General features: G+C 28.6%; 14 protein-coding genes and 1 pseudogene. All 15 read left to right on the top strand.

Annotated elements, in window-relative coordinates:
• Positions 1 to 186: 186 nt before the first annotated feature.
• Positions 187 to 558 carry a metal-dependent transcriptional regulator gene (locus HGPB_RS06975; RefSeq protein ID WP_081578479.1) on the top strand — a complete coding sequence of 124 codons (372 nt, stop codon included), beginning with the start codon at positions 187 to 189 and terminating at the stop codon, positions 556 to 558.
• Positions 559 to 719: 161 nt separating this feature from the next.
• Positions 720 to 1,472 carry a thioesterase II family protein gene (locus tag HGPB_RS06970; protein ID WP_036738600.1) on the top strand — a complete coding sequence of 251 codons (753 nt, stop codon included), beginning with the start codon at positions 720 to 722 and terminating at the stop codon, positions 1,470 to 1,472.
• The gene (locus tag HGPB_RS06965; RefSeq protein ID WP_019132971.1) at positions 1,462 to 2,154 is read left to right on the top strand and encodes a 4'-phosphopantetheinyl transferase family protein; all 693 of its coding nucleotides are present in this window, start codon (positions 1,462 to 1,464) and stop codon (positions 2,152 to 2,154) included. Before HGPB_RS06970 ends, HGPB_RS06965 begins: the two co-directional genes overlap by 11 nt.
• Positions 2,154 to 3,746 carry an AMP-binding protein gene (locus tag HGPB_RS06960; protein ID WP_019132970.1) on the top strand — a complete coding sequence of 531 codons (1,593 nt, stop codon included), beginning with the start codon at positions 2,154 to 2,156 and terminating at the stop codon, positions 3,744 to 3,746. Before HGPB_RS06965 ends, HGPB_RS06960 begins: the two co-directional genes overlap by 1 nt.
• 23 nt (positions 3,747 to 3,769) lie before the next feature.
• Positions 3,770 to 7,217, top strand: a pseudogene (locus HGPB_RS09130) (amino acid adenylation domain-containing protein).
• A 19-nt stretch (positions 7,218 to 7,236) separates the two neighbouring features.
• Positions 7,237 to 12,747 (top strand): non-ribosomal peptide synthetase, encoded by a 5,511-nt coding sequence (locus HGPB_RS06945; RefSeq protein WP_019132969.1) that lies wholly within the window; start codon positions 7,237 to 7,239, stop codon positions 12,745 to 12,747.
• A 48-nt stretch (positions 12,748 to 12,795) separates the two neighbouring features.
• Positions 12,796 to 13,875: an NAD-dependent epimerase/dehydratase family protein gene (locus tag HGPB_RS06940; RefSeq protein WP_019132968.1), complete on the top strand. Its 1,080-nt coding sequence runs from the start codon at positions 12,796 to 12,798 to the stop codon at positions 13,873 to 13,875.
• The gene (locus HGPB_RS06935; protein WP_019117148.1) at positions 13,859 to 14,620 is read left to right on the top strand and encodes an alpha/beta fold hydrolase; all 762 of its coding nucleotides are present in this window, start codon (positions 13,859 to 13,861) and stop codon (positions 14,618 to 14,620) included. Before HGPB_RS06940 ends, HGPB_RS06935 begins: the two co-directional genes overlap by 17 nt.
• A 29-nt stretch (positions 14,621 to 14,649) precedes the next feature.
• On the top strand, positions 14,650 to 15,621 hold the full coding sequence (locus tag HGPB_RS06930) for a helix-turn-helix domain-containing protein (protein ID WP_036738595.1): 972 nt from the start codon (positions 14,650 to 14,652) through the stop codon (positions 15,619 to 15,621).
• Positions 15,622 to 15,762: 141 nt separating this feature from the next.
• Positions 15,763 to 16,365: an MptD family putative ECF transporter S component gene (locus tag HGPB_RS06925; protein ID WP_019132966.1), complete on the top strand. Its 603-nt coding sequence runs from the start codon at positions 15,763 to 15,765 to the stop codon at positions 16,363 to 16,365.
• 17 nt (positions 16,366 to 16,382) lie between these two features.
• Positions 16,383 to 17,057 (top strand): energy-coupling factor transporter transmembrane component T family protein, encoded by a 675-nt coding sequence (locus HGPB_RS06920; protein WP_000687642.1) that lies wholly within the window; start codon positions 16,383 to 16,385, stop codon positions 17,055 to 17,057.
• Positions 17,045 to 18,553, top strand: coding sequence for an ABC transporter ATP-binding protein (locus HGPB_RS06915; RefSeq protein ID WP_034546260.1), 1,509 nt, complete (start codon positions 17,045 to 17,047; stop codon positions 18,551 to 18,553). Before HGPB_RS06920 ends, HGPB_RS06915 begins: the two co-directional genes overlap by 13 nt.
• A 15-nt stretch (positions 18,554 to 18,568) precedes the next feature.
• Entirely contained in the window at positions 18,569 to 20,281 is a 1,713-nt protein-coding gene (locus tag HGPB_RS06910) for an ABC transporter ATP-binding protein (RefSeq protein ID WP_007891092.1), read from the top strand.
• The gene (locus tag HGPB_RS06905; RefSeq protein ID WP_019132964.1) at positions 20,282 to 22,027 is read left to right on the top strand and encodes an ABC transporter ATP-binding protein; all 1,746 of its coding nucleotides are present in this window, start codon (positions 20,282 to 20,284) and stop codon (positions 22,025 to 22,027) included. It abuts the gene before it with no gap.
• A 21-nt stretch (positions 22,028 to 22,048) separates the two neighbouring features.
• Positions 22,049 to 22,679, top strand: a 631-nt coding sequence (locus HGPB_RS06900) for an MATE family efflux transporter (RefSeq protein WP_036738535.1), incomplete at its 3' end; no start/stop codon positions are given.

The following is a 22,679-nucleotide window of genomic DNA, read 5'->3' as shown; positions in this document are numbered from 1 at the left end:
ATAAGTGAAGTTAATGAATAATATATGACAAATCTAGAGGAATATTGCAAAATTTACTTTTAAATAGGGATTTTTATCAGTATAATGAGATAGTATAAAGATTGAGGAAGTTATTATTTAAGTTCTTTAATTTCGTATTTACTAAATTTGCTTGTAATTATTTTTACTTTGAGGGAGGTGTAATCCATTCTACATAGAGAATTTGCAGAGGAAAATTATTTAGAAGCTATATATATTTTATCTTTGGAAAAAGATGAAGTAAGAAACATGGATCTTGCTAACTATCTAGAGTATAAAAGACCTACTGTTACAAGAATGCTAAAAAAACTTGAAAATAAAAGGTTGATTATTTATGGCGAAGATAAAATAATTCGTTTAACAGAGGAGTCAAAAAAATTTTGCAAAAAAATGTATACAAGGCATAAATATTTGACGGATGTATTTATAAGACTTGGAATAGATGCAGAAAAAGCTGAAAATGAAGCTTGTCTTATAGAGCATGTTATTTCTGATGAAACTTTTGAAAGATTAAAAAAACATTTCGATTACAATTTGTAATAAATAGCATAGATAACTCGTATAATGAGACGTCTATGCTATTTTTATCTTTAAAAATTTTTTTAAAAAACATCTCAAAGCTATTGATAAAAGTTATCAAATGGTATATAATAACTTTGAGTTAGCTAATGCTAACAGCAAATAAATTAAAAGGTGAATTTATGTCAAAAAACTTTGAAATAATAAATAAAGAAATTAATGAAAATAATATAATAGCAAATCTTTTTATATTTCCATTTGCAGGTGGTGGAGTGTCTGCCTTTAGAAAATGGAAAGATGAGTTTGAAGATATAAAATTATTTGTTGCCCAGTATCCAGGAAGAGAAAACAGGTTTTCTGAAAAGGCTATAAGTGACATTAACATCTTAGTGGATAGTTTATTTGAAGACATGAAAGAAAATTTTGATTTTAGAAAACCTTATCATTTATTTGGACACAGTATGGGAACAAAAATAGTCTATGAATTAGCATTAAGAATTAAAAATTCGGATTACATAAATCCAAGAGGAATAATTATATCAGGAGGGCGTGCTCCATTATATAAAGAACCTCATCCAATTTATCATCTTGACGATGACGGATTTATAGAAGGCTTGAGAAGATATGAAGGAACACCAAAAGAAATTCTAGCTAATAAGGATTTAATTTCCATTTTCTTACCAACGCTTAGGGCAGATTTTGTAATAGATGAAGACTATCAAGACACAAAGTTTGAGAAATTAGAATCACCTATACTAGGTTTTATGGGAGATAAAGATCAAGAAATGACCTTAGATGAACTTATAAAATGGAAAGATTATACCACAAAGGAATTTACTTATAAATATATAGATGGCAAGCATATGTTTGTAAACACATCTCCTGAAAGTGTCATTAAAGAGATAAAAGAGTTTATAAAAGTAAATGAAAATTGAAGAATATGAGATAAGAAATACTAAAGATTTTCTTACTTTAGAAAATTTAAAAGCTAAATTATCTAATAATGATTTAATACTAATTAAGGCTTATACAGATAAATTATTAGAAGAAAAATTACTTCCTTACTTAACTAAAGAGGAGATAATAAAATCAAAGGATTATAAATCAGAAATAGCAAAAATTAATTATCTAGTATCAAGGGCAATACTTAATTTATCCCTAAAAGGTTTACTAGAAAAAGGAATTAATGATTTAATAGTCAAACGAGATAAAAACAATAAGCCTTACCTAGAAAACACTATAGGATTAAAGTTTAACATCTCACACACTGAAGGATTAGTCTTGTTAGCTTTTTCTAAAAGAGAAGTAGGAATAGATGTTGAAAAAATAAATTTTAAATTTGAGTTTAAAGATATATTAGAAAACTGTTTTACTAGAGATGAAATTATAAATATAGATAACAATATAATAAGTTTCTATAGATATTGGACTGCAAAAGAAGCCTATCTTAAATGTGATGGTATTGGTCTTATAAGAAATTTAAAAGAGATTGAAATAATTTCTTTTGAAAATGAATTTATAAAAATTAATGATAGTAAAAGGAATACAATAAGCAGATTAAAGTCATTGAACCATGACGACAAATATGTCGGGGCAATATGCTTGGAGGAGAATTAATGAACATTGAATTAAAAGAAAAATTGGAAAAATTTTATGATGAACAAGTATGGCCGCATATGACTTTAGGAGAATTTATTGAAGATTGTGCTAAAAAATATAGGGATAAGATTGCCTTAGTAGATGGAGTCGTTGAACTTTCATATCAAGAATTAAATAGAAAATCTTGTAAATATGCCAATGGTTTATTGAAAGCTGGATTTAAAAAGGGAGATAGAATCGTTCTTCAACTTCCTAATTGTCACGAATTTGTTATTATCCTTTTTGCCATGTTTAAGATTGGTGTGATTCCAGTATTATCACTTCCAGCTCATAGGAAAAATGAAATAAAGGGAATATTAGAAAAATCAGGGACAAAAGCATATATAGCTAAGGATAAATATCTTGGCTTTTCATATGTTGATATGATAAGAGAAGTAAGAGAAGAATTAAATATAGATTTTGAAGTTTATATTCTTGGAGATAATCAAGGATATAAAAATTTTTACAAACTCAATGATAAAGATTATCCATCTCAGTATATAGATATTGATTATAAAGAGATGGCTCTACTCATGCTATCGAGTGGAACAACGGGAAGTCCTAAAATGATACCAATGAAACATTGCGAATTAATTTGTTCGGCTATAGCAATAGGAAGTGCCCTAAATTATTCAGATGCTACAATATACTTGATGGCATTATCTCTATCTCATAAATTTGTTTTATCTTATCCAGGGATAATAGGAGTATTTTATCATGGAGCTAAGTGTGTAATATCTATGACACCAAGTCCTGACGAAATAATTTACAATATAGAAGAGCATAATATTAGTACAATGGCTTTAGTTCCAGCTTTAGCAAGTTTATGTATGGATTTTTTAGAGTTCGAAAAAATTAATATTTCATCTTTAAAAATTATACAAGTAGGTGGATCAGTTTTAGAATATAACAAAGCATTTGAAATCGAAAAGAGTTTTGGGTGTATTATTTCACAATTATATGGAATGACTGAAGGACTAGTTATGTGTACTAGATTTGATGATAACATGGACACCAGGCTTAATACTCAAGGCAAACCTGTATCTATTGGAGATAGTGTAAAAATAGTAGATGAGTTTGGAGAAGAAGTAAATACTGGTGATTATGGTGAATTATTAATAAGGGGGCCGTATACAATGTATGAGTATTACGGTGGAATGAATGATGTTAATAACTCTATATTAGACAAAGAATTATACTTTAGAACTGGAGATAGAGCTAGAAAGTTATCAAACGAAAACTATCAAATAGCTGGTAGGGTTAAAGAAATGATAATTAAAGGCGGAGAAAAAATTATTCCTTCTGAATTAGAAAACCTATTGCTAAAGAATAAAAAGATATCAGAAGTTCAAGTAGTCGGAGTTCCTGATGAAATATTAGGAGAAAAAATTTGCGTATGTATACTAGAAAAAGACAAAAATTTGATGTTTTCTGAAATCATTCAAACACTTAAAGAAACTGGTATAGCAGAATTTAAGATTCCAGATTGTATGAAGATAATTGATAATTGGCCACTAACTGCTACGGGAAAAATAGATAGAAAAAGGCTAATAGAGAATTATGGAAATTAGAATATTTGAGAGGAGAAGAAAGAATGCCTGATTTATACGATTTATTAAATGAAATTAAAATTCAAGTTAAAAGTTATATAAATAAAGATGATATAAAAAATCATGATAATTTAATAGAGTTGGGAATAACTTCAGTAAATGTTATGGGAATAATAAGTAAATTAAGAAGGCACAATATTAATGTATCGTTTTCTAAATTAATGGAAAAGCCATGTTTTGCTGAATGGGAAGTTGCAATAAAAAATGCTCGTAAATTAAATAATCCAAATAATTCTAATAAAAAAGTCATAGGAAACAAACTGTTTGAATTAACTGATATTCAGTATGCTTATCTTGTAGGTGGTCATGATAATCAAATACAAGGAGGAGTAGGTTGCCACGCCTATATTGAAATAGATGGAAAAGAAATAGATTGTAAAAGATTGAATGATGCATGGAATAAACTTCAATATAGACATCCAATGCTTAGAGCAAGGTTCACAGAGGATGGAAAACAAGAAATATTAGATAAACCTTTTGGCGAAGAAATTGAAGTTTTTGATTTATCTAATTTAGATGAAGAAGATACCAAAATTAGACTAGATGAAATACGAGAAAATTTATCTCATAGAAAACTCAGAGTAAAAATGGGAGAAGTCGCAGGATTAAAACTTGCAAATCTGTCACAGAATAGAAATAAAATTTTCTTTGATTTAGATTTACTTGTTGCCGATGTCATGAGTATGAGTATTCTTTTGAAAGAATTAGGAGAATCGTATTTAGGAAAAGAATTAGACAATCTAAACAATTATACCTTTAAAGACTATATAAACAATCTTGAAGTAGACTCTGAAATTTATAAAAAAGACCAACAGTTTTGGAAAGAAAAAATAGACTCATTTGAATTTGAGATAGAAAGACCTAATTTACCATTAAAGAAAGCTCCTGAACAAATTAAAGAAACGAGATTTACTAGAAGGAAACGAGTTATTGAAAAAGATAAATGGAGCAAAATAAAAGAGGTTGCAGCAAGCTATAAATCTACACCATCAATGGTTTTATTAACTGCGTATGCTTTAATTCTAGAAAGATGGACTAACCAAGATAAGTTTTTTATAAACTTACCATTATTTAATAGAGATCTTTCAAATGAAAACTTAAAAGCTATGGTAGCAGACTTTACAAATATCTTATTAGTAGAGCATGAAAGAAAAAATGATACCACTTTCATAGAAACTTTGAATAGAATAAGCAAAACCTTTATAGAAAATGCCAGCCATTCATATTATAGTGGAGTTCAAGTTCAGAGAGATATATCAAAATCACAGGGTACAAGCCTTAATGTAGCACCTGTAGTTTTTGCGTGCAACATAGACTATCCAATAGAAACTGAAATTTCAAGGAAAGCTTTGGGCAAAATTACATATATGGTATCACAAACTCCAGGAGTATGGTTAGATTTCCAATCATATATAAAAGATGGAGATTTAGTATTATGCTGGGACAGTGTAGATGAACTTTTCCCTGAAAATATGTTAGATGACATGTTAAATTCTTTAGAAGAACAACTTTTAAGACTAACAGAAAAGGAAAATTGGGAAAGCAAATTTGATGTACTATCAGAAAATCAAAAACCAGCAAGAGAAAAAGAGTTTAAATCAATTCTTCCATTAAACTTTCCTGATGAGAGATTATATGATGGATTTATAAAAAATGTAAAAGAAAATCCAAACAAAATTGCAATTATAGATTCAGAATCTAAAGAAGAAATATCTTATATAGACTTATATGAAAAATCCTTAAATGTAGCAGGATATTTAAAGGAAAATGGAATAAAAAAGGGAGACTATGTAGGCATTACTCTCCCAAGATCAAGCAAGCAAATTTACGCTATATTTGGAATACTTTTTTTCTGGAGCGGCATATGTTGCTGTTGGAATAAATCAGCCTAGCGAAAGACGAACTAAAATATACGAACAAATTGGTATAAAGTTTGTCATCAGTGAAAATAAAACAATAGAAAATTGCAAACTAGATACGGGAGAAGTTTCTTTAATTGACTTAGACAAAGCTATAGACAAATCCTTAGGTCTTGATAAGCCTATAGAAGTAAGTCCTTTTGACTCAGCCTATATAATAATGACATCAGGTACTACAGGAGTGCCAAAGGGTGTTGAGATTATGCATACAAGTGCCATTAATACTATTAATGATTTAAATGAAAAATATTCTATTAATTCAAATGATACGTTACTTATGGTATCAGCAATAGACTTTGACTTATCAGTATATGATATTTTTGGAATACTTGGTGTAGGTGGAACTCTAATAACAACTAATGAAGATAATTATCGTAATCCTGATGAGTGGATTAGAATTATTGAAAAATATAAGGTAAGTGTGTGGGACTCTGTACCTATACTTTTTGACATGCTCGTAACTATGGCAGAGAGTGAAAAGAAAAACTTACCACTTAGAATTGTTATGTTATCGGGAGATTGGATAGCAAAAGACTTACCAGGAAGATTTTATAAGATAAGCGAAAAAGAAAATTCTATAGTTGTTGCTATGGGTGGTGCAACGGAAGCTTCAATCTGGTCAAATTATTTAAATGTGCCGAGACAAATACCTAAAGATTGGATTTCCATTCCTTATGGAAGACCACTTAAAAACCAAGTCTATAGAGTAGTAGATGAATTAGGTAGAATATGCCCTAATTATGTTAAGGGAGAACTTCTAATTGGTGGAGTTGGTGTTGCTAAATGCTACCATGGAGATGAAGAACTAACTAATAGAAAGTATTTTGAAGAAGATGGACTTAGATGGTATAGAACTGGAGATAATGGAAGATTTTGGAATGATGGTACTATTGAATTTCTTGGAAGGAAAGATACTCAAGTAAAAATTAAAGGACATAGAATTGAACTTGGTGAGGTTGAGTCTGTACTTAAAGGATTTCCTGATATCATTGATTGCTGTGCGAGCGTTATAAATTGTCATAATTCAATGAAAATTGGATTATATATTGTATGTAATAGCAATAATTCCAATATAAATAATTTAAAAGAAAGATTAGATAGAATTCTTCCAAGGTTTATGATTCCAGAGGAATATTATATTTGTAATAGCAGAAAAATTACAAAAAATGGCAAACTTGATCGAGAAGAGATTAAAAAAATAATAGTAAACGAATCGTTAAAAGTTGAAAAAGTTGTCCAAAACAACTTAAACCCCAAATTAACCGATACAGAAGTTTACTTAATAAATTTATTTAAAAATAAATTAAGTATAACAGATATAAGGGTAGAGGACAATTTTTTTAAATTGGGAGGGGATAGTTTAGCAGCAATATCTATTATTAGTGAAATAAATTCGGATTTTATGTTGAAGGAAAAGATTTCTATAAATAAGATTTTTAAATTTCCAACTATTAAACAATTATCAAAGGAAATTGACACCTTGATTCAAGATGTAGAAATCTACGAAATTTAATTATATATTGGAGGATAACATGAATATTGAAGAAAAACTGAAAAATTTAAAAATAAAAGGGATAACTGTGTGGAAAGATGGTGAGAAACTTAAGTTTAGTGCTCCTAAAGATAGTATGAATAACAAAATTTTATCTTGGCTTAAAAATAATAAGAAAGAAATTTTGGACTATTTAGACAATAAGGAAGTTTTATATTATGAAGATACAAAAAATAGATACGAAAGATTTGCATTGACAAATATACAATCATCTTATGTAATGGGTAGAAATGAGTACTTTGAGTTGGGTGGAATTGGTTGCCACGCATATATAGAAATAGAATATGATAGCATCTTAGATGTTGATAAAATAAACAAAGCATGGAATTTGGTAATAAAAAAACATGATATGCTTAGGGCTGTAGTTTTTGAAGATGGAACTCAAATTGTTCAGGAACATGTGCCAAATATTTTAGTTGAAAGTATAAAAATTGGTGATGGAGAGGTTAGTAAGTTTAGAAAAGACTTAGAATTTAAACAATATAAACTGGGGCAATGGCCGATGTGTGAAATTGCTATTACTCTAAAACCTAATGTATCAGTTATACATTTTTCATTGGATATGTTAATAGCAGATTATAATAGCATAAATATTATATTAAGTGATTTAGAATATTTTTATAAAAATCCTAACAGCTATGTCAATTTTCTAAGCAAGTATAGAGATGTATTTAAGTATCAAGAAAAAGCAATAACTAGTTCTAAAAATAAAAATCAAGATGAAGAATACTGGTCTAAAAAATTAGATGTTATTTATGAAGCTCCTAATTTACCCATACTTTCACAGAATAATGGTGTAAAAACTTTTAGCCAAAAATCAATACAACTAAATAATTTTGAATGGGATAAAATATGTGCAATTTCTAAGATAAATAATATTACCCCATCAGTTTTAATAATGTCAGTGCTAACTGAAACGATAGCATATTGGTCGACAAATAAAAAATTTAGTATAAATACTACTTTCTTTAACAGACCCCAAATAGTAGATGATATTGATTCTGTAGTAGGCGATTTTACGGATGTTAATATAACTTCTATAAATATGGATTATAGTAAGACATTTTTAGAAAGAACAAAGATTTTACAAGATAATTTATGGACTGATTTAGAACACAAAGAAGTTTCAGGTGTTGAAGTTTTGAGAAAATTGAGTAAAAAAAGAAAACAAAACATTATTATACCAGTAGTTTTTACTAGCACAATAGGGTTATCAAATAGCAACACAATACTTTCGAATAGAAAGATTATTTACAGAATAAGTCAAACTCCACAGGTATATTTAGATTGTCAAATTATGGAAGAAAATAATGGAGTTAAAATTAATTGGGATATTAGGGATGGTGTATTTAAAAAGAAAATTATTGATGATATGTTTGAATGCTTTACTAACATAATTGAAAATTTTAAATCAGATAAAAATATTTTAGATAACAAGATTGTTACTAAATTAAGTAAAAGCAGTTTAGATACAAGAAAAACAGTAAATGATACATTTGAAAGCTTTAATATAAAAAGATTAGAAGATTGTTATTTTGACTCATTGAAAGAGCATAAAAATAAAACGGCATTGATTTGCGACAACAAAGAATACACATACGAAGAGTTTAATAAATATGTATACTCAATTTTTAAAAATTTAGAAAAAAATGGAATAACTAAGGGAGATAGAGTCATTATTGATATCCCTAAAAGCGTTTGGCAAGTTGCATCTGTAATAGCAACTTTGGCTATTGGCGCTGTGTATATTCCTATTAACACTTCGCAACCAATAAAAAGAAAAGAAAGAATAATTGAAAATTCTGATGCTAAAATAATTTTATCGTTTAATAGCACAAATTTAAATGAATTTAATACAAAGATTATAGATTTGAGAGAATGCATAATTTATCAAAACGTAGAATATGAATATTGGAAAAACAAGAGAAAATCATATGATGATGAAGCTTATATAATTTTTACATCAGGGACAACTGGAGACCCAAAAGGAGTTGTGATTACACATAGAGCGGCTATTAACACTATAATTGATGTTAATAAAAAATATAAAATTAACGAAAATGATGTATTTTTAGGTCTAGCAAATCTTTCTTTTGATCTATCAGTATATGATATTTTTGGTTCATTTCTTGCGGGTGGGACTTTAGTATTACCAGACTCAAAAACATTAAAAGATCCAAATATTATATACAATCAAATGTTGTTATATAGAGTTAGCGTTTGGAATTCAGTACCAGCTCAAATGCAACTTATAACTAACTTCTTAGCTATGTGTAAGAATTTAAGGAGAAGTGAGTTTTTAAGAACTATAATACTATCAGGTGATTGGATTCCGATCGATCTTCCTGAAAAAATATATAGTGAGTTTCCTAATGCACAAGTAATAAGTATGGGAGGTGCTACTGAAGCTTCGATATGGTCTATCTATCATGTGGTTAGCAAACAAGAAACATTCCTAAATAGTGTTCCATATGGCACACCTTTAGCTAATCAAAAGTTTTATATATTAAACGAAGCAATGGAAGATTGTCCAGATTATGTTGTAGGAAGTTTGTATATATCAGGAACAGGGCTTTCTGTAGGTTACTTAAATGATGAGAAACTTAATGCTGAAAAATTCAAGACTTTAGGCAATGATGGAGAGCGAATTTATAGAACAGGAGACATTGGTTATTATTTGCCTAATGGTGACATTATTTTTTGTGGTAGAGAGGATGGAGATTCACAAATAAAAATACATGGTCATAGAATTGAGTTATCCGAAATTAAATCTGCTTTATTGGAAAACAAAGATATTGATTCAGCTGAAGTGTTTACAATTGATGTAGATAGTTTAGAAAAGAAAATTTGCGCAGCCATTTTACCAAAAAAGATAATAATCAATGATGATTTATTGGATAGAAATGAAGAGGTAAATAAATTAAAAGAGTTAGAAAATAGTATAAATGAAAATATTAAAGATGAACTTATTGAAAAATGGATTAAAGCATCTGAAAAAGTAGTTATAAGTGATATTTTGAATACATTTCAAAAATGTGGTTTCTTTATTAATAATGCAGAAAAGTACACTTTTGAAGAAATTATATATGGGATGGAAATACCTGAAAAACTACAAAAATTAACAAAAAGATGGCTTCAAGTATTAGAAAATGAAAAAATTATTAATAGAGAAAATGAACTTTATTATTTAGTAGGAGAAGTTAATTGTCTAAATTCAGACAAACAATGGGAAGAGTTCTATAAAATTGAAGAAGAATTTAATTATGGTAAAGATTTTGTTGACTATTTAAAGAAATCTAGCCAAAATTTGGTAGCGCTTATAAAAGGGGATGAAGATCCATTAAATTTATTATTTCCAAAAGGTGATATAAAGCCTGCACTAGCCTCATATAATACAAATAAAATAAATAAAATATGTAATTATTTTATAGCTAAAGAAATAGAATTTATTGTAAAAAGAAATAAAGATAAAAAAATCAAGATACTTGAAATCGGTGCGGGAGTTGGAGGGACAAGCTTAGAAGTAATACCTATACTAGATGGAGAACAAGTTGAATATTATTTTACAGACATATCTACGTTCTTTTTAAATAAAGCTAAAAGTAATTTTAAAGAATATAATTGGGTTAATTATGGTATTTTTGATATAAATCAAGTTTTTTACGAACAAAATTATGACATATCTTCATTTGACATAATATTGTGCGCTAATGTATTGCATAACTCAAAAAATATAGACTTTGTTATGAATAATATTAAAAATTTGTTAGCACCAAACGGTTCATTAATCATATTAGATGAAACTAGAATGAGTTATATGTTACTAACATCTATGGAATTTAAAGATGGATTGACAGGATTTTCGGATATTAGAAGTTTAAATGAACAAACTTTTTTTAATAGAAATCAATGGAAGGATAATTTTGAAAACCATAATGGTCAAATAATATATGAATTTCCTAAAGAAGATAGTCCACTAGATGATTTTGGACAAACTATATATGTAGTAAGATTTAAAGATTCATATAAACCAATAACAGAGAATGCAGTTATCAATGAACTTAAAAATAAATTGGTTTCTTATATGATACCTAATGATGTTAAAATAATATCTAAAATTCCTACAACAATTAATGGAAAAATTGATATTAAATCATTAAAAAAATTATTCGAAAATACCGTGAAAAATGAAAAACATGTTATAGAGGAGACAAAAACTGCAATTGAAGAAAAAATAGAAAAAATTTGGACAAGAGAACTTGGAATAACAAACTTAAGGCTAGATGATAACTTTTATTCTGTTGGTGGAGATTCTTTACTGATTGCACAAATAGTCACAAAGATATTAGAGGAAGTTCCAGAGGCTAAGGATTGGGAATGGAGTGCCTTGTTATCTGAAATGATGCAATTTCAAACGGTTAGAGAAATATCTAAAAGGATACAAGACAAGTTTGAAAAAGGGGAGGAATATCATGATTCATCACTGCTAACTATCAAGAAATCCACTATAGATAATAATAAATCGGTAGCTAAAGTTATTTTTCATGCTGGAACAGGAACTCTTTCTGCGTATACTGAAATAATTAATTATATAAAGGAAGATAGTAAAGCAAATGAAGCTGTGTTAGGATTTACTTTCGGTGATGAAGCCGAATATATTTCTATGAAAACAGAAGATACTTTTAAGTTATTAGGATTAAAATACGGTAAAATCTTAAGAGATTTGAATTACTCAAAATATATATTAATAGGACATTGTGTTGGAGGGTTAATTGCATTAGAAACTGCTGAATTTTTAAATGCTAATAATAAAAAGGTTATTGATGTTACTTTGATAAGTACGACTATACCTAAAGCTCAGGAAAGAACACTATTTAGAGATATTTCACCAACAAAATATAAAAAAGCTTTGCACTCTAATTTAAAAAATGAAATTCTGTTAGAACGAACTTTTGCAAGACTAATAAATGCAGATATTTCTAACGCTGGGCATGAGATAAAGGATCATGAATTAAATGATTGCATTTATGATATGGTAATTAATGGTGATGGAGATTTGAATGTTAACTCCTTTATTCAATTGTCAAATGAATATAAATATATTGGACAACAGTTTAAAAAGTTAAAAGACACACCTTTATCTGAAAGGCTTAATAATTTATATTCAACAATAAAAAGGGAGTCTTTGAATCTTCAAGATTCAGAAATACGTATGCTTAATACGCTTTTTAACATATTCTCCCAAAATTTCGGTTGTATATCAACATATATACCTAAACAGTATTATGGAAATGTCAGAGTTTTTTATTGTAAGGAACAGGAAAAGAGTTTTTATGGAGAATTCTTTGCTGAGGATAGAGAAACTTGGGAAGAATATTTGAATGGGGAAATATTTTACGACGAAATAGTAGGGCAACATTTTGATTGCTTGAATGGAGAAAACTTAAAGAAAAACTTAAGCAGAATATTAGACTTTAATGCATATAAATAGTCTATTTAAATAATAATATAAAAATAAGCTTTAAGTTAGGAGGTTAAATTGGAAAAAATTATAGGTATTTTGGGTGGAAGTGGACAAATTGGTAAAAGATGCATTGATATATTGAAGCAAAAAAATTATTCAATTCTTGCCACCTATAATCAAAATTACGTCCCAGATGATAAAAATTGTATATATATGAAATTAGAAGTTAGTGATATAGATGCTTTAAGGGAATTCATAAAAAAATGCGATATTATTTTAAATTGTGCGGGAGCTTCATTTATTAATGGAGAAAATATAGCAAGAATTGCTAGTGATTTTGGCGTTCCTTATATAGATCCATCAGGAGAATCTTTTTTAGAAGATAGACTGGAAGATATTAAAAATAAAAATCTATTTATTTTGTCTGCTGGGTATTTTCCTGGCTTAACGGGATTAATGTTAAAATATGTTGCAGAGCATTTCGAAGTTCCCTTAATGATTGAGGGATTTAATATAAGCAATGAAGTACCGAGTTATTCAGCGATTGAGGATTTCATATTAACTAATTTATCTGGTTTCGGAAAATCTTTAAGTAGTTATATTGATGGGGAAGTAATTAATAATAATTGTTATAAGACAGAAGAATATAAAAACAAAAAATATAAAATGTATAACTATTTAACCAATGAGATATTAAGAGTAGCTAAAAAATATAATTTAAAACAAGCTAATTGGTACAATTGTTCATTTTCAAGTGAAATTTTAAGTAAAATGCAAATGATTGTACAAAAAATGCAACAAAATATGTATATTGATAACAAGAAAGACATAGATGAAATTTTAAATTACTTTAAGAAAGAGGTCGGAATAGGTAAAACATACAGCTATTTAAATATTTGTGGAAGGGGGAGAATAAATGGGAGAACTTCATCAGTTGAAATAAGTATTGATAGCTCATCAAGTAGTGAAATGAGTGCTATTGTGTTGGGTTATACAGCAATGTCAATTTTAGAGAATACATTTAAAAACGGTATATATTATGCTATGGATATCATAAAAATTGATAGAATTATACAAGACATTGACAGTTTAAATATCAATTACAGTATAAATGAAAAATTTGAAGGGGAAAATTATTATGAAAGTGAATTATAATTTAAATATTGTTGGAGACAAAACAAACAAAAAGATTTTGCTTATTCATGGTGTGGGATTTAGTTATGCAAATTGTTTTAAGAGTATTATTGCTAAACTCAGTAAAACATATTGTATTATATCCCCAGAATTACCTGGACATGGAAACAATACACTTGGAAGGTTAAGTTCAGTAGAGGATGTTGCTGAAGATTTAGAAAAATCATTGATGCTTGAAGATATAGTAAATATAGAATGTGCATATGGGATTTCATTAGGAGCAAGTATTGCATTACAAATTTCTTTGAATAAGAAAATAAATGTTAATAACTTAATTATCGATGGTGGTCAGTATGAGAGCATGGGAGAAATGATTGAACCATTTTCAAAAGTTATGGCAGAACAATTTGATAATTTAAAAAACGGAATTCATTTAATAGAAGATGTGAGAAAAGGAATGGGTTATGGAGACAATGATGTTATAACTTTGAAACATATGATGTATCCTTTTATTACAAGAGATACATTATACCAAGCTTTTAAGATGGCATATAAATATGATATTAAAAATAAAGTTGAAAAGCTTACAATGCCTGTTTGTATAATGTTTGGCAAAAAAGAAACTTATGCAAGCAAATATGTCGATTTAATCAGGAGTAAATCCATAAGTGATGTAAGAGTTGTTAGTTTTGATAATGTAGGACATGCTGAAGTATTAGGATTAAATCCAGAGCTAATTATAAATGAAATTGAAAAAGTCTTATAGGATACATTAATATATTGGAGGGGATAATTCTGAGATTAAATAAAATTGATATAATAGAAAATGTCCTTGAAGGATATATGTTTTCTGAAAAAAAGGTTACTGATGAATGTAAAATTTATACAATTGAAAATTCTACTGGCTGTGGCGAAATGCGCTGCTACAATTTATTTGAAGGTATTCAATTATCTTATAATATCCTAAATATGGAGACAGCATATCAAAAAATAAATCCTAAAAGCGGGGTTTTAGAAATAGATCATTGTTTAGAGGGATGTTATGAGTTTAAACTTGAAAATAATGAACGCGCTCTGATAGGTAAAGGCGATCTAAGTGTAATCGAAATAGGTAAAGTTCCTTTTGAAGATTCATGCATACCAACAAAAAAATATGTGGGACTTTCAATATTTATTGATATTGAAAAGGCACAAAAATCTATTGATAAATACTTTCCGTACGCAAAAATTGATTTGTTAGAAATAAAAGACCGTTTATGTAAAAATGGTGCAGCTTTAATTATTCATTCACGTCATGAGATAGACCATGTTATTAGTGAACTTTATAGAGTAGATTCTAGAATAAGACTTTCTTATTCAATTATAAAAACAATAGAGTTGTTATTATTTTTAAATTTAGTTGAAAGTTCAGATACATTTAAGTTAACGTCTTTTTCAGAACCAGTATATAAAGCAACTGTAGAATCATATAAGACGATTTTAAATAATCCTTTTGAAAGATATTCTATTTCTGATTTATCAAAAAAATATGCTATTTCAGAATCCAGTTTGAAGAGATGTTTTATATACATAACTGGAAGCTCAATAGGTAATTTTATTAGGGAAAATTGTTTAGAAGCCGCTGCTAAATTATTAATTCATAAACCCTTAATGTCGATAGGAGAGATTTCTGATTTGTCAGGATATTTGAATCCTAGTAAATTTTCTGAGTCATTCAAAAAACATTTTGGGCAAACTCCTCAAGAATATAGAAAAAAATCCATCTGACCTTTTTAGAGCAAATAAAGAGCTGTCAGGTTATAAAGAAAATATCCATCTTACTTTATAATAAAGTTGAGATGGATATTTTTTTGTAAATATTCTCTATACACATTCTATGTACATTTTATTAATTAACGGAGGTGTTTTATGAACAATAAAAAAATGACTACAAAAGATGTAGTAACAGTAGCTATTATGATTGCTTTATTTTATGCAATTTCTATTGTTGTTGGAATGAGTATGGTTGCTGTTCCAGTTGTATATATTTATGGTACTGCTGGAATTGAAATGTTTATAGGAGCTATTTTCTACTTAGTAGCAGCTAACAGACTTAATAAACACGGGCTATTATTTATATGGATATTAATTTATGGTCTTATCACAGCAGCTATGGGTTATGTGTTTATGCTTCCATATTTTATTGGACTTGCTATTTTGTGTGAAATAGTAATGATAGGCAAAGATACTTATATAAATCCAATAAGAAATATGATTGGCTGGAGTGTTTATGGTGCTGGTATGTTCATGGGAATAGGAGTTCCATGTTGGATAGCTTGGGAATCTTATCAAAAGCAAGCTTTAGAGAGTGGGTTTGCAGATAAGACATTAACATTGCAATATAATTTGGTATCTTCACCAAAACTACTATTATTAGGTGTAACAATAACCGTTATATTATCTGCTTTAGGTGTTTTGTTTGCACAAAAAATTCTTAAAAAGCACTTTAAAAAGGCGGGTATTTTAGAGTAAATGGAGATATATGGGAAATGAAAATAGAAAAAATAAGTGGAATAACTTGTCTTTTTTTAACTATTATTTCCTGTATGGTGTCAATATTTACAAAAAGTTACTATATGCATGCTCTGTTTGTAGGATGGCTTTGTATGCTTTTAGCATATTTTGGTTTTATCAAACAGAGCATAATTTATTTTATGATATATAGTTTTACTACATTTTGGTTATTAAAAATGATACCTAGTGGTGTAGTTATAATTTCACCAATGCTTTTGGGAATGTTGTATAAATTCATAGTTCCAATCATGGCAGGATTTTTAACTTTTAAGATACCATCAGGAAAATTAATTTCAATATTTCACAAATTAATGTTGCCACGAAATTTTGTACTTATATTAACGGTAATTATTCGATTTGTACCAACAATTGCTGGGGAATTTAGAACAATAAAAGAAGCTATGAAAGTAAGGGGATTTACAGGTAACTTTTTTCATATTTTATCAAATCCTTTGAGGACTCTTGAATATGCTATAGTTCCTTTAATTTTTCGTTCTATAAAAGTAGGAGATGAATTATCAGCAGCAGCGATTGTTAGAGGAATTGAAAACCCAATAAAAAGGGATTCATATTATAGTAACAAGTTGTGTAAATTAGACATAATTATAATAACTGCAAGCTTTGTTTTATTTATATTATGTCTTATATGAGAGGTGCATCATTGAATAATAAACTGGAAATTAGGAAATTATCTTTTTCATATAATAGCAATAAAGATGAACAGTTGAAAGATATAAATTTAGACATTAAAGATGGTGAATGTTGTGTAATTATAGGGGAGTCGGGATGTGGCAAGTCTACTTTGACAAGAGCTATAAATGGATTAATTCCAAATTTTTACGAAGGAAATTTAGATGGAGAGGTATTTATTGATGGCAAATCTATCAGAAATTTAAAATCCTGGGAAATAGCAAAGTTAGTCGGTAATGTATTTCAAGATCCTAGAAGCCAATTTTTTGCCAATGAAGTTAATGGAGAAATTGCATTTGGACCGGAAAATTTGGGATATAAGCGTGATGAAATAATAAGAAGAGTAAATGAATCAACTGAGAAAATGAATATTGATAAATTGCTAAATAATAGGATATACAATTTATCCTATGGAATTAGGCAAAAAGTAGCAATTTGTTCAGCAAGAGCCATTGAACCATCTATTTATGTATTTGATGAACCATCTGCAAATCTTGATTTACAATCAATATATAAATTTTCAAAACTTGTAATGGACTTAAAAAAAGAAGGAAAAACTATAGTAATTGTTGAGCATAGGTTATTTTATTTAAAAGGAATAGCTGATAGGTATTTATTGATACAAAATGGATCTTTAATAAATAGTTATAAAGCAGAAGAATTTGAAAAAATCAGTTCAAAAGACTTAAATGCATTGGGCTTACGCTCAATAAATCTTAATGATATTGTTGTAGATGACCACAAAGTTAAAGAAAAAGAAATTAGTAGTGACAATTCTTTTGATTTTGAGGTGAAAAATATTAGTAAAAAATATAAAAATAATTTCGTACTAAAAGATGTGTCACTTAAATTTGATAGCAATGAGACTATTGCTTTAGTAGGAATAAATGGAACAGGTAAAAGTACACTCGGTAAAATTTATTCTGGGATTCAAAATCAGACTGATGGAGAAATAAAGATAAATGGACTCAAAGCTAATAAAAAGATGAGGTTAAGCAAAGTGTGGTATATTCCTCAAGATTTAGACTCTCAATTATTTGGGGAAGATTTGATGGATGAATTATTAACTGGGTTAAAAAATAGAGAAGATTATATCACGAAAGCAGAGGAACTTTTAAAAAAAGTTGGATTATTTGATATAAGAGATAAGCATCCAGCAACTTTATCAGGTGGTCAAAAACAGAGATTGGTTCTATGCGTAGCTATGTTGAGAGAAACACCTTTTATTATATTGGATGAGCCGACATCAGGGCTTGATTTCAGGAGTATGGATAAGGTGGGGAGATTAATCAAAGAGGAACAAAAAAAAGGAACAAAATTTTTGATAATTTCTCATGATATTGAATTTATAGCAAAGACGTGTGATAGACTTGTAAAACTAGAGAATGGGATAATAACAGAAGATTTTTATATTGATAATATAGGACAGCTGTTAAGAGCTATGGAGGCTAAATAATTTAGGAGGTGCGTAATGGAAGTTTTAAAAAAGCATATAGGACAAATTTTATCATCAGTTATTATTGCAGTAATTGGTGTTTTTTGTAGTGTTGTACCATATTTTGCTTTAGCTAAGATTACTCAAAATATAGCAATTAGTAATACAGATTTAGAATTCTATATAAGACCAATTTTGCTTATTTTAGGTGGGTTAATAGGAAGTGTTATTTTTCATGAGATTTCAACTTTAATTTCTCACAATTTAGCATTTCGCATAATAGAGGATGAGAGGAAGAAACTTGTAAGAAAAATTAATAGATTATCAATGGGAGAGATTGAAAAACGATCTAGTGGAGAATGGACTCAGTTTATGGTAGAAACTTTGAATAAAATTGAGCAACCGATAGCTCATGTTATTCCTGAAGTAATAGCTAATCTTATCATTCCAATCGCTTTAGTAGTTATTATTTTTATAATGGATTGGAGGATTGGAATTGCAAATCTTATTACATTACCACTAGGGGTGTTATTTTCAATTCTAATGATGGGTGGATATGAAGAAAAATCACGAAATTATCAAGAAGCCGCAAAAAACATGAATACAACAGCTGTTGAATATATTAGAGGTATTCAAGTTATAAAGGCATTCAATAAATCTGCATCATCATATGGAAAATTTGTAGATGCTGTAAATAGTAATAGAGACAGTATGCTAAATTGGTATTTAAGTGTTTGTTTCTATATGACAGCAGCAATGGAAGTTTTACCATCAACTTTATTATTTGTTTTACCAACTTCTTTATACTTGTATATGAATGGAAGTATTGAAGTAGGCAATCTAATAATGTGTGTTTTATTATCTTATGCCTGCTACAAACCTTTGATTAAAGCTATGAGTCATATGGATACTATGGCGAATGTAAGAGTTGTAATAGATGAAATAAAAAATGTTATGGAGTTACCAGAGTTAGAACGAGGTAATGGAGAGGAAAAAATAAGATCATACGATATTAATTTTGAAAATGTATGTTTTGCCTATAATGATAAGAAAAAAGTTTTTGATAACTTATCCTTTAGTGCAAAAGAAAATAAACTTACAGCTATTGTTGGTTATTCTGGCGGTGGAAAATCCACTATTGCTAAGCTAATTGCGGGATATTGGAATATTAATAAAGGAAAAATATCCGTAGGAAATGTAAATCTTAAAGATGTTTCTCTTGAAAAGAACATGGAACTTGTAACCTATGTATCACAAGAAAATTATCTATTTAGAAAAAGTATTATAGATAATATGAGAATGGCAAATCAAAATGCTAGTATTGAAGAGATAAAAGACGCTTGTAAAAAAGCTTCTTGTCATGACTTTATTATGAGTCTTCCTAATGGATATGAAACCATAATTGGAGAATCTGGGAGCAACTTGTCTGGAGGAGAGAGACAAAGACTTACAATAGCAAGAGCTTTGCTTAAAGATAGCCCAATAGTTTTATTAGACGAAGCTACAGCATATTCTGATCCAGATAATGAAGCTGAAATTCAAAAATCTATAGATGCATTAGTTGAAAATAAAACGGTTATTATGATTGCTCATAGGCTTTCTACAATAATAGGAGCCGATAAGATCATAGTATTAAACAATGGGGAAATTGAAGCAGAAGGAACTCACAAAGAACTTCTTGGAAAAAGTGAAACATATGCAAAAATGTGGAAATCACACATAAGTTTATCAAACGATAGGGGTGAGTAAATGAAAGAATTAATTCACAAGTTATATTGGGTCGCTGGAAAAGAATCTTCCAAAATTAGCAAGATGTTTTTCTTTGAAGTATTAAAAAGTATATTTGAAGGAATATCCCTTGGAGCTACAATGTTGCTTTTACTTAAAATATTTCAAAATATATTTGAAGGAAGAAATATTACACAAGAAGACATCTATGTCGTATTTGCAATAGCTCTACTAAGTGTAGTAGGGAAAATATTATCTAGTTATATGGCTGATAGAAATAAATACATCGCAACTTACAATATGGGAGCAGAAAATAGGCTATATATAGGTGATCAGCTAAAAAAAGTGAATATGGGATATTTTAGCAGTAATCGCCTTGGAAACATTTCAGGCGGATTAACCACAGTTATAGGTGAACTTGAAACCGTAGGAGTTAATATAATAGAAACTTTATTTGTGGGAGTAATTCAAACTATAATAATGGCGATATTTATGATTCCGTTTGATATAGTTACAGGTTCTATAATTTTAGGAACTTTATTCTTAGGAATGTTATGCAATGTTATCTTTCAAAAGAAATCAGACGAGTTGACTAAAAAATTACAAGATTTAAAAATAAATCTAAATGCATCTACTTTAGAGTATGTTAAAGGTATTAGTGTTATTAAATCATTTGGGAAAAGTGGTGAAATGACTAAAGAATTGGACAGAGAGATTTATAAAAATAGAAGAGGTTTTATAAATGTTGAAAAAACTGTAGCACCTGCCGCTTTGATATTTCTAATTATATTTAAATTGGGGATTTGTCTTATTATATTTTCAGCTATTTATAGATTTTGTATAGGAGAAATTGATCACTATAAAGCTGTAATGCTTGTAGTATCTAGTTTTATTGTTTTTTCTGGTTTTGAAATGGCTGGAAGTATGCAAAACGTTAGGGGAATAGCTATACAAAACTTGGATTCAATTGCTAAACTTAGAAATTTACCAACAATTTCAGAAGGCACAAGAACAAGCTTTGAAAGAGGAGATATAAATCTAAAGGACGTTGACTTCTCATATGACAAACAGAAGTTATTTAGTCGTTTAAATTTAGATATTCCAAAAGGTAAGACTACAGCAATAGTAGGTGGTTCTGGAAGTGGAAAAACAACACTTTGTAATTTGATAGCTAGATTTTGGGATGTAGATTCTGGAGAAATATTGATTGATGATAATAACATAAAAGATTTTAGGTATGACAATCTGTTATCTAATTTCACTTTTGTTTTTCAAGACGTCTATTTATTTGATGACACTATAAAAAACAACATTAAGTTCGGAAATCCAGAAGCTAGTGATGAGGAAGTTATTAATGTTGCTAAGCAAGCACAGTGTCATGAATTTATTATGAAGTTGTCAGATGGTTATGACACAGTTTTACAAGAGGGTGGTTCAAATTTATCTGGAGGAGAGCGTCAGAGAATATCTATAGCAAGAGCTATGCTAAAACCAAGCAGAATTGTTATTCTTGACGAAGCTACTTCAAGTGTAGATCCAGAAAATGAACAACAACTTATAACTGCTTTAAACAATTTGTTAAAAGATAAAACTGTAATTGTGATTGCACATAAACTTGAAACTATTAAAAATGCTGATCAAATTGTTGTTATGGATAAAGGAAATATTGAAAGTATTGGTAAACATAAAGAGCTTATGGAAAAATCACACATATACAAGAGTTTTATTGAGAAAAGAGAAAAAGCTACTGGTTGGAAAATTGAATAAAATTTAATAGAGGATGATTTTATGAAACAAGATATGAAAGAACAATTATTAACAAAAAGACCTATAGATTTACTTTTTCAATTATCTGTCCCTGCTGTAATAGGAATGATAGTAATAGGTCTTTATCCACTAATGGATGGAATTTTTGCAGGAAATATTATAGGACAAACTGCAATGACAGCTTGTGGTGTAGCTATGCCACTTACCTTTTTTAATAGTGGAGTATCTACACTCATAGGTGTAGGTTCAGCATCAGTTTTATCAAGAGCTATAGGAAAGGGTGACCAAAAAACAGTTGATAAAATTATGGGGAATTTAATCTTTTGGGTTATTCTATTCTCATCAATTATTACAATAGGCGGAATTTTACTTGCACCACATTTTTTAGATATGGTTGGAGCAAGTGGAGAAATTAAAGAATATGGTATCAGATATTTACGAGTAATTTTCATTGGTTCTTTATTTGTAAACTTTACTCAATCAGCAAACATGGTTATGCGTGGAGAAGGATTAATGAAAAAAGCAATGCTCATTATGGGGCTAGGGGCTTTTTTAAACATAATTCTTGATCCAATTCTAATGAAATTAATGGGAAAATACGCAATAGAAGGGGCTGCACTTGCAACTATTACAGCACAATTTGTTCAAGCGA

The organism is Peptoniphilus obesi ph1 (genome assembly GCF_000311865.1).
Taxonomy (GTDB): domain Bacteria; phylum Bacillota; class Clostridia; order Tissierellales; family Peptoniphilaceae; genus Peptoniphilus_E; species Peptoniphilus_E obesi.
The sequence above is the reverse complement of the archived record's forward strand: the minus strand, read 5'-3'. Positions and strand labels throughout refer to the sequence as shown.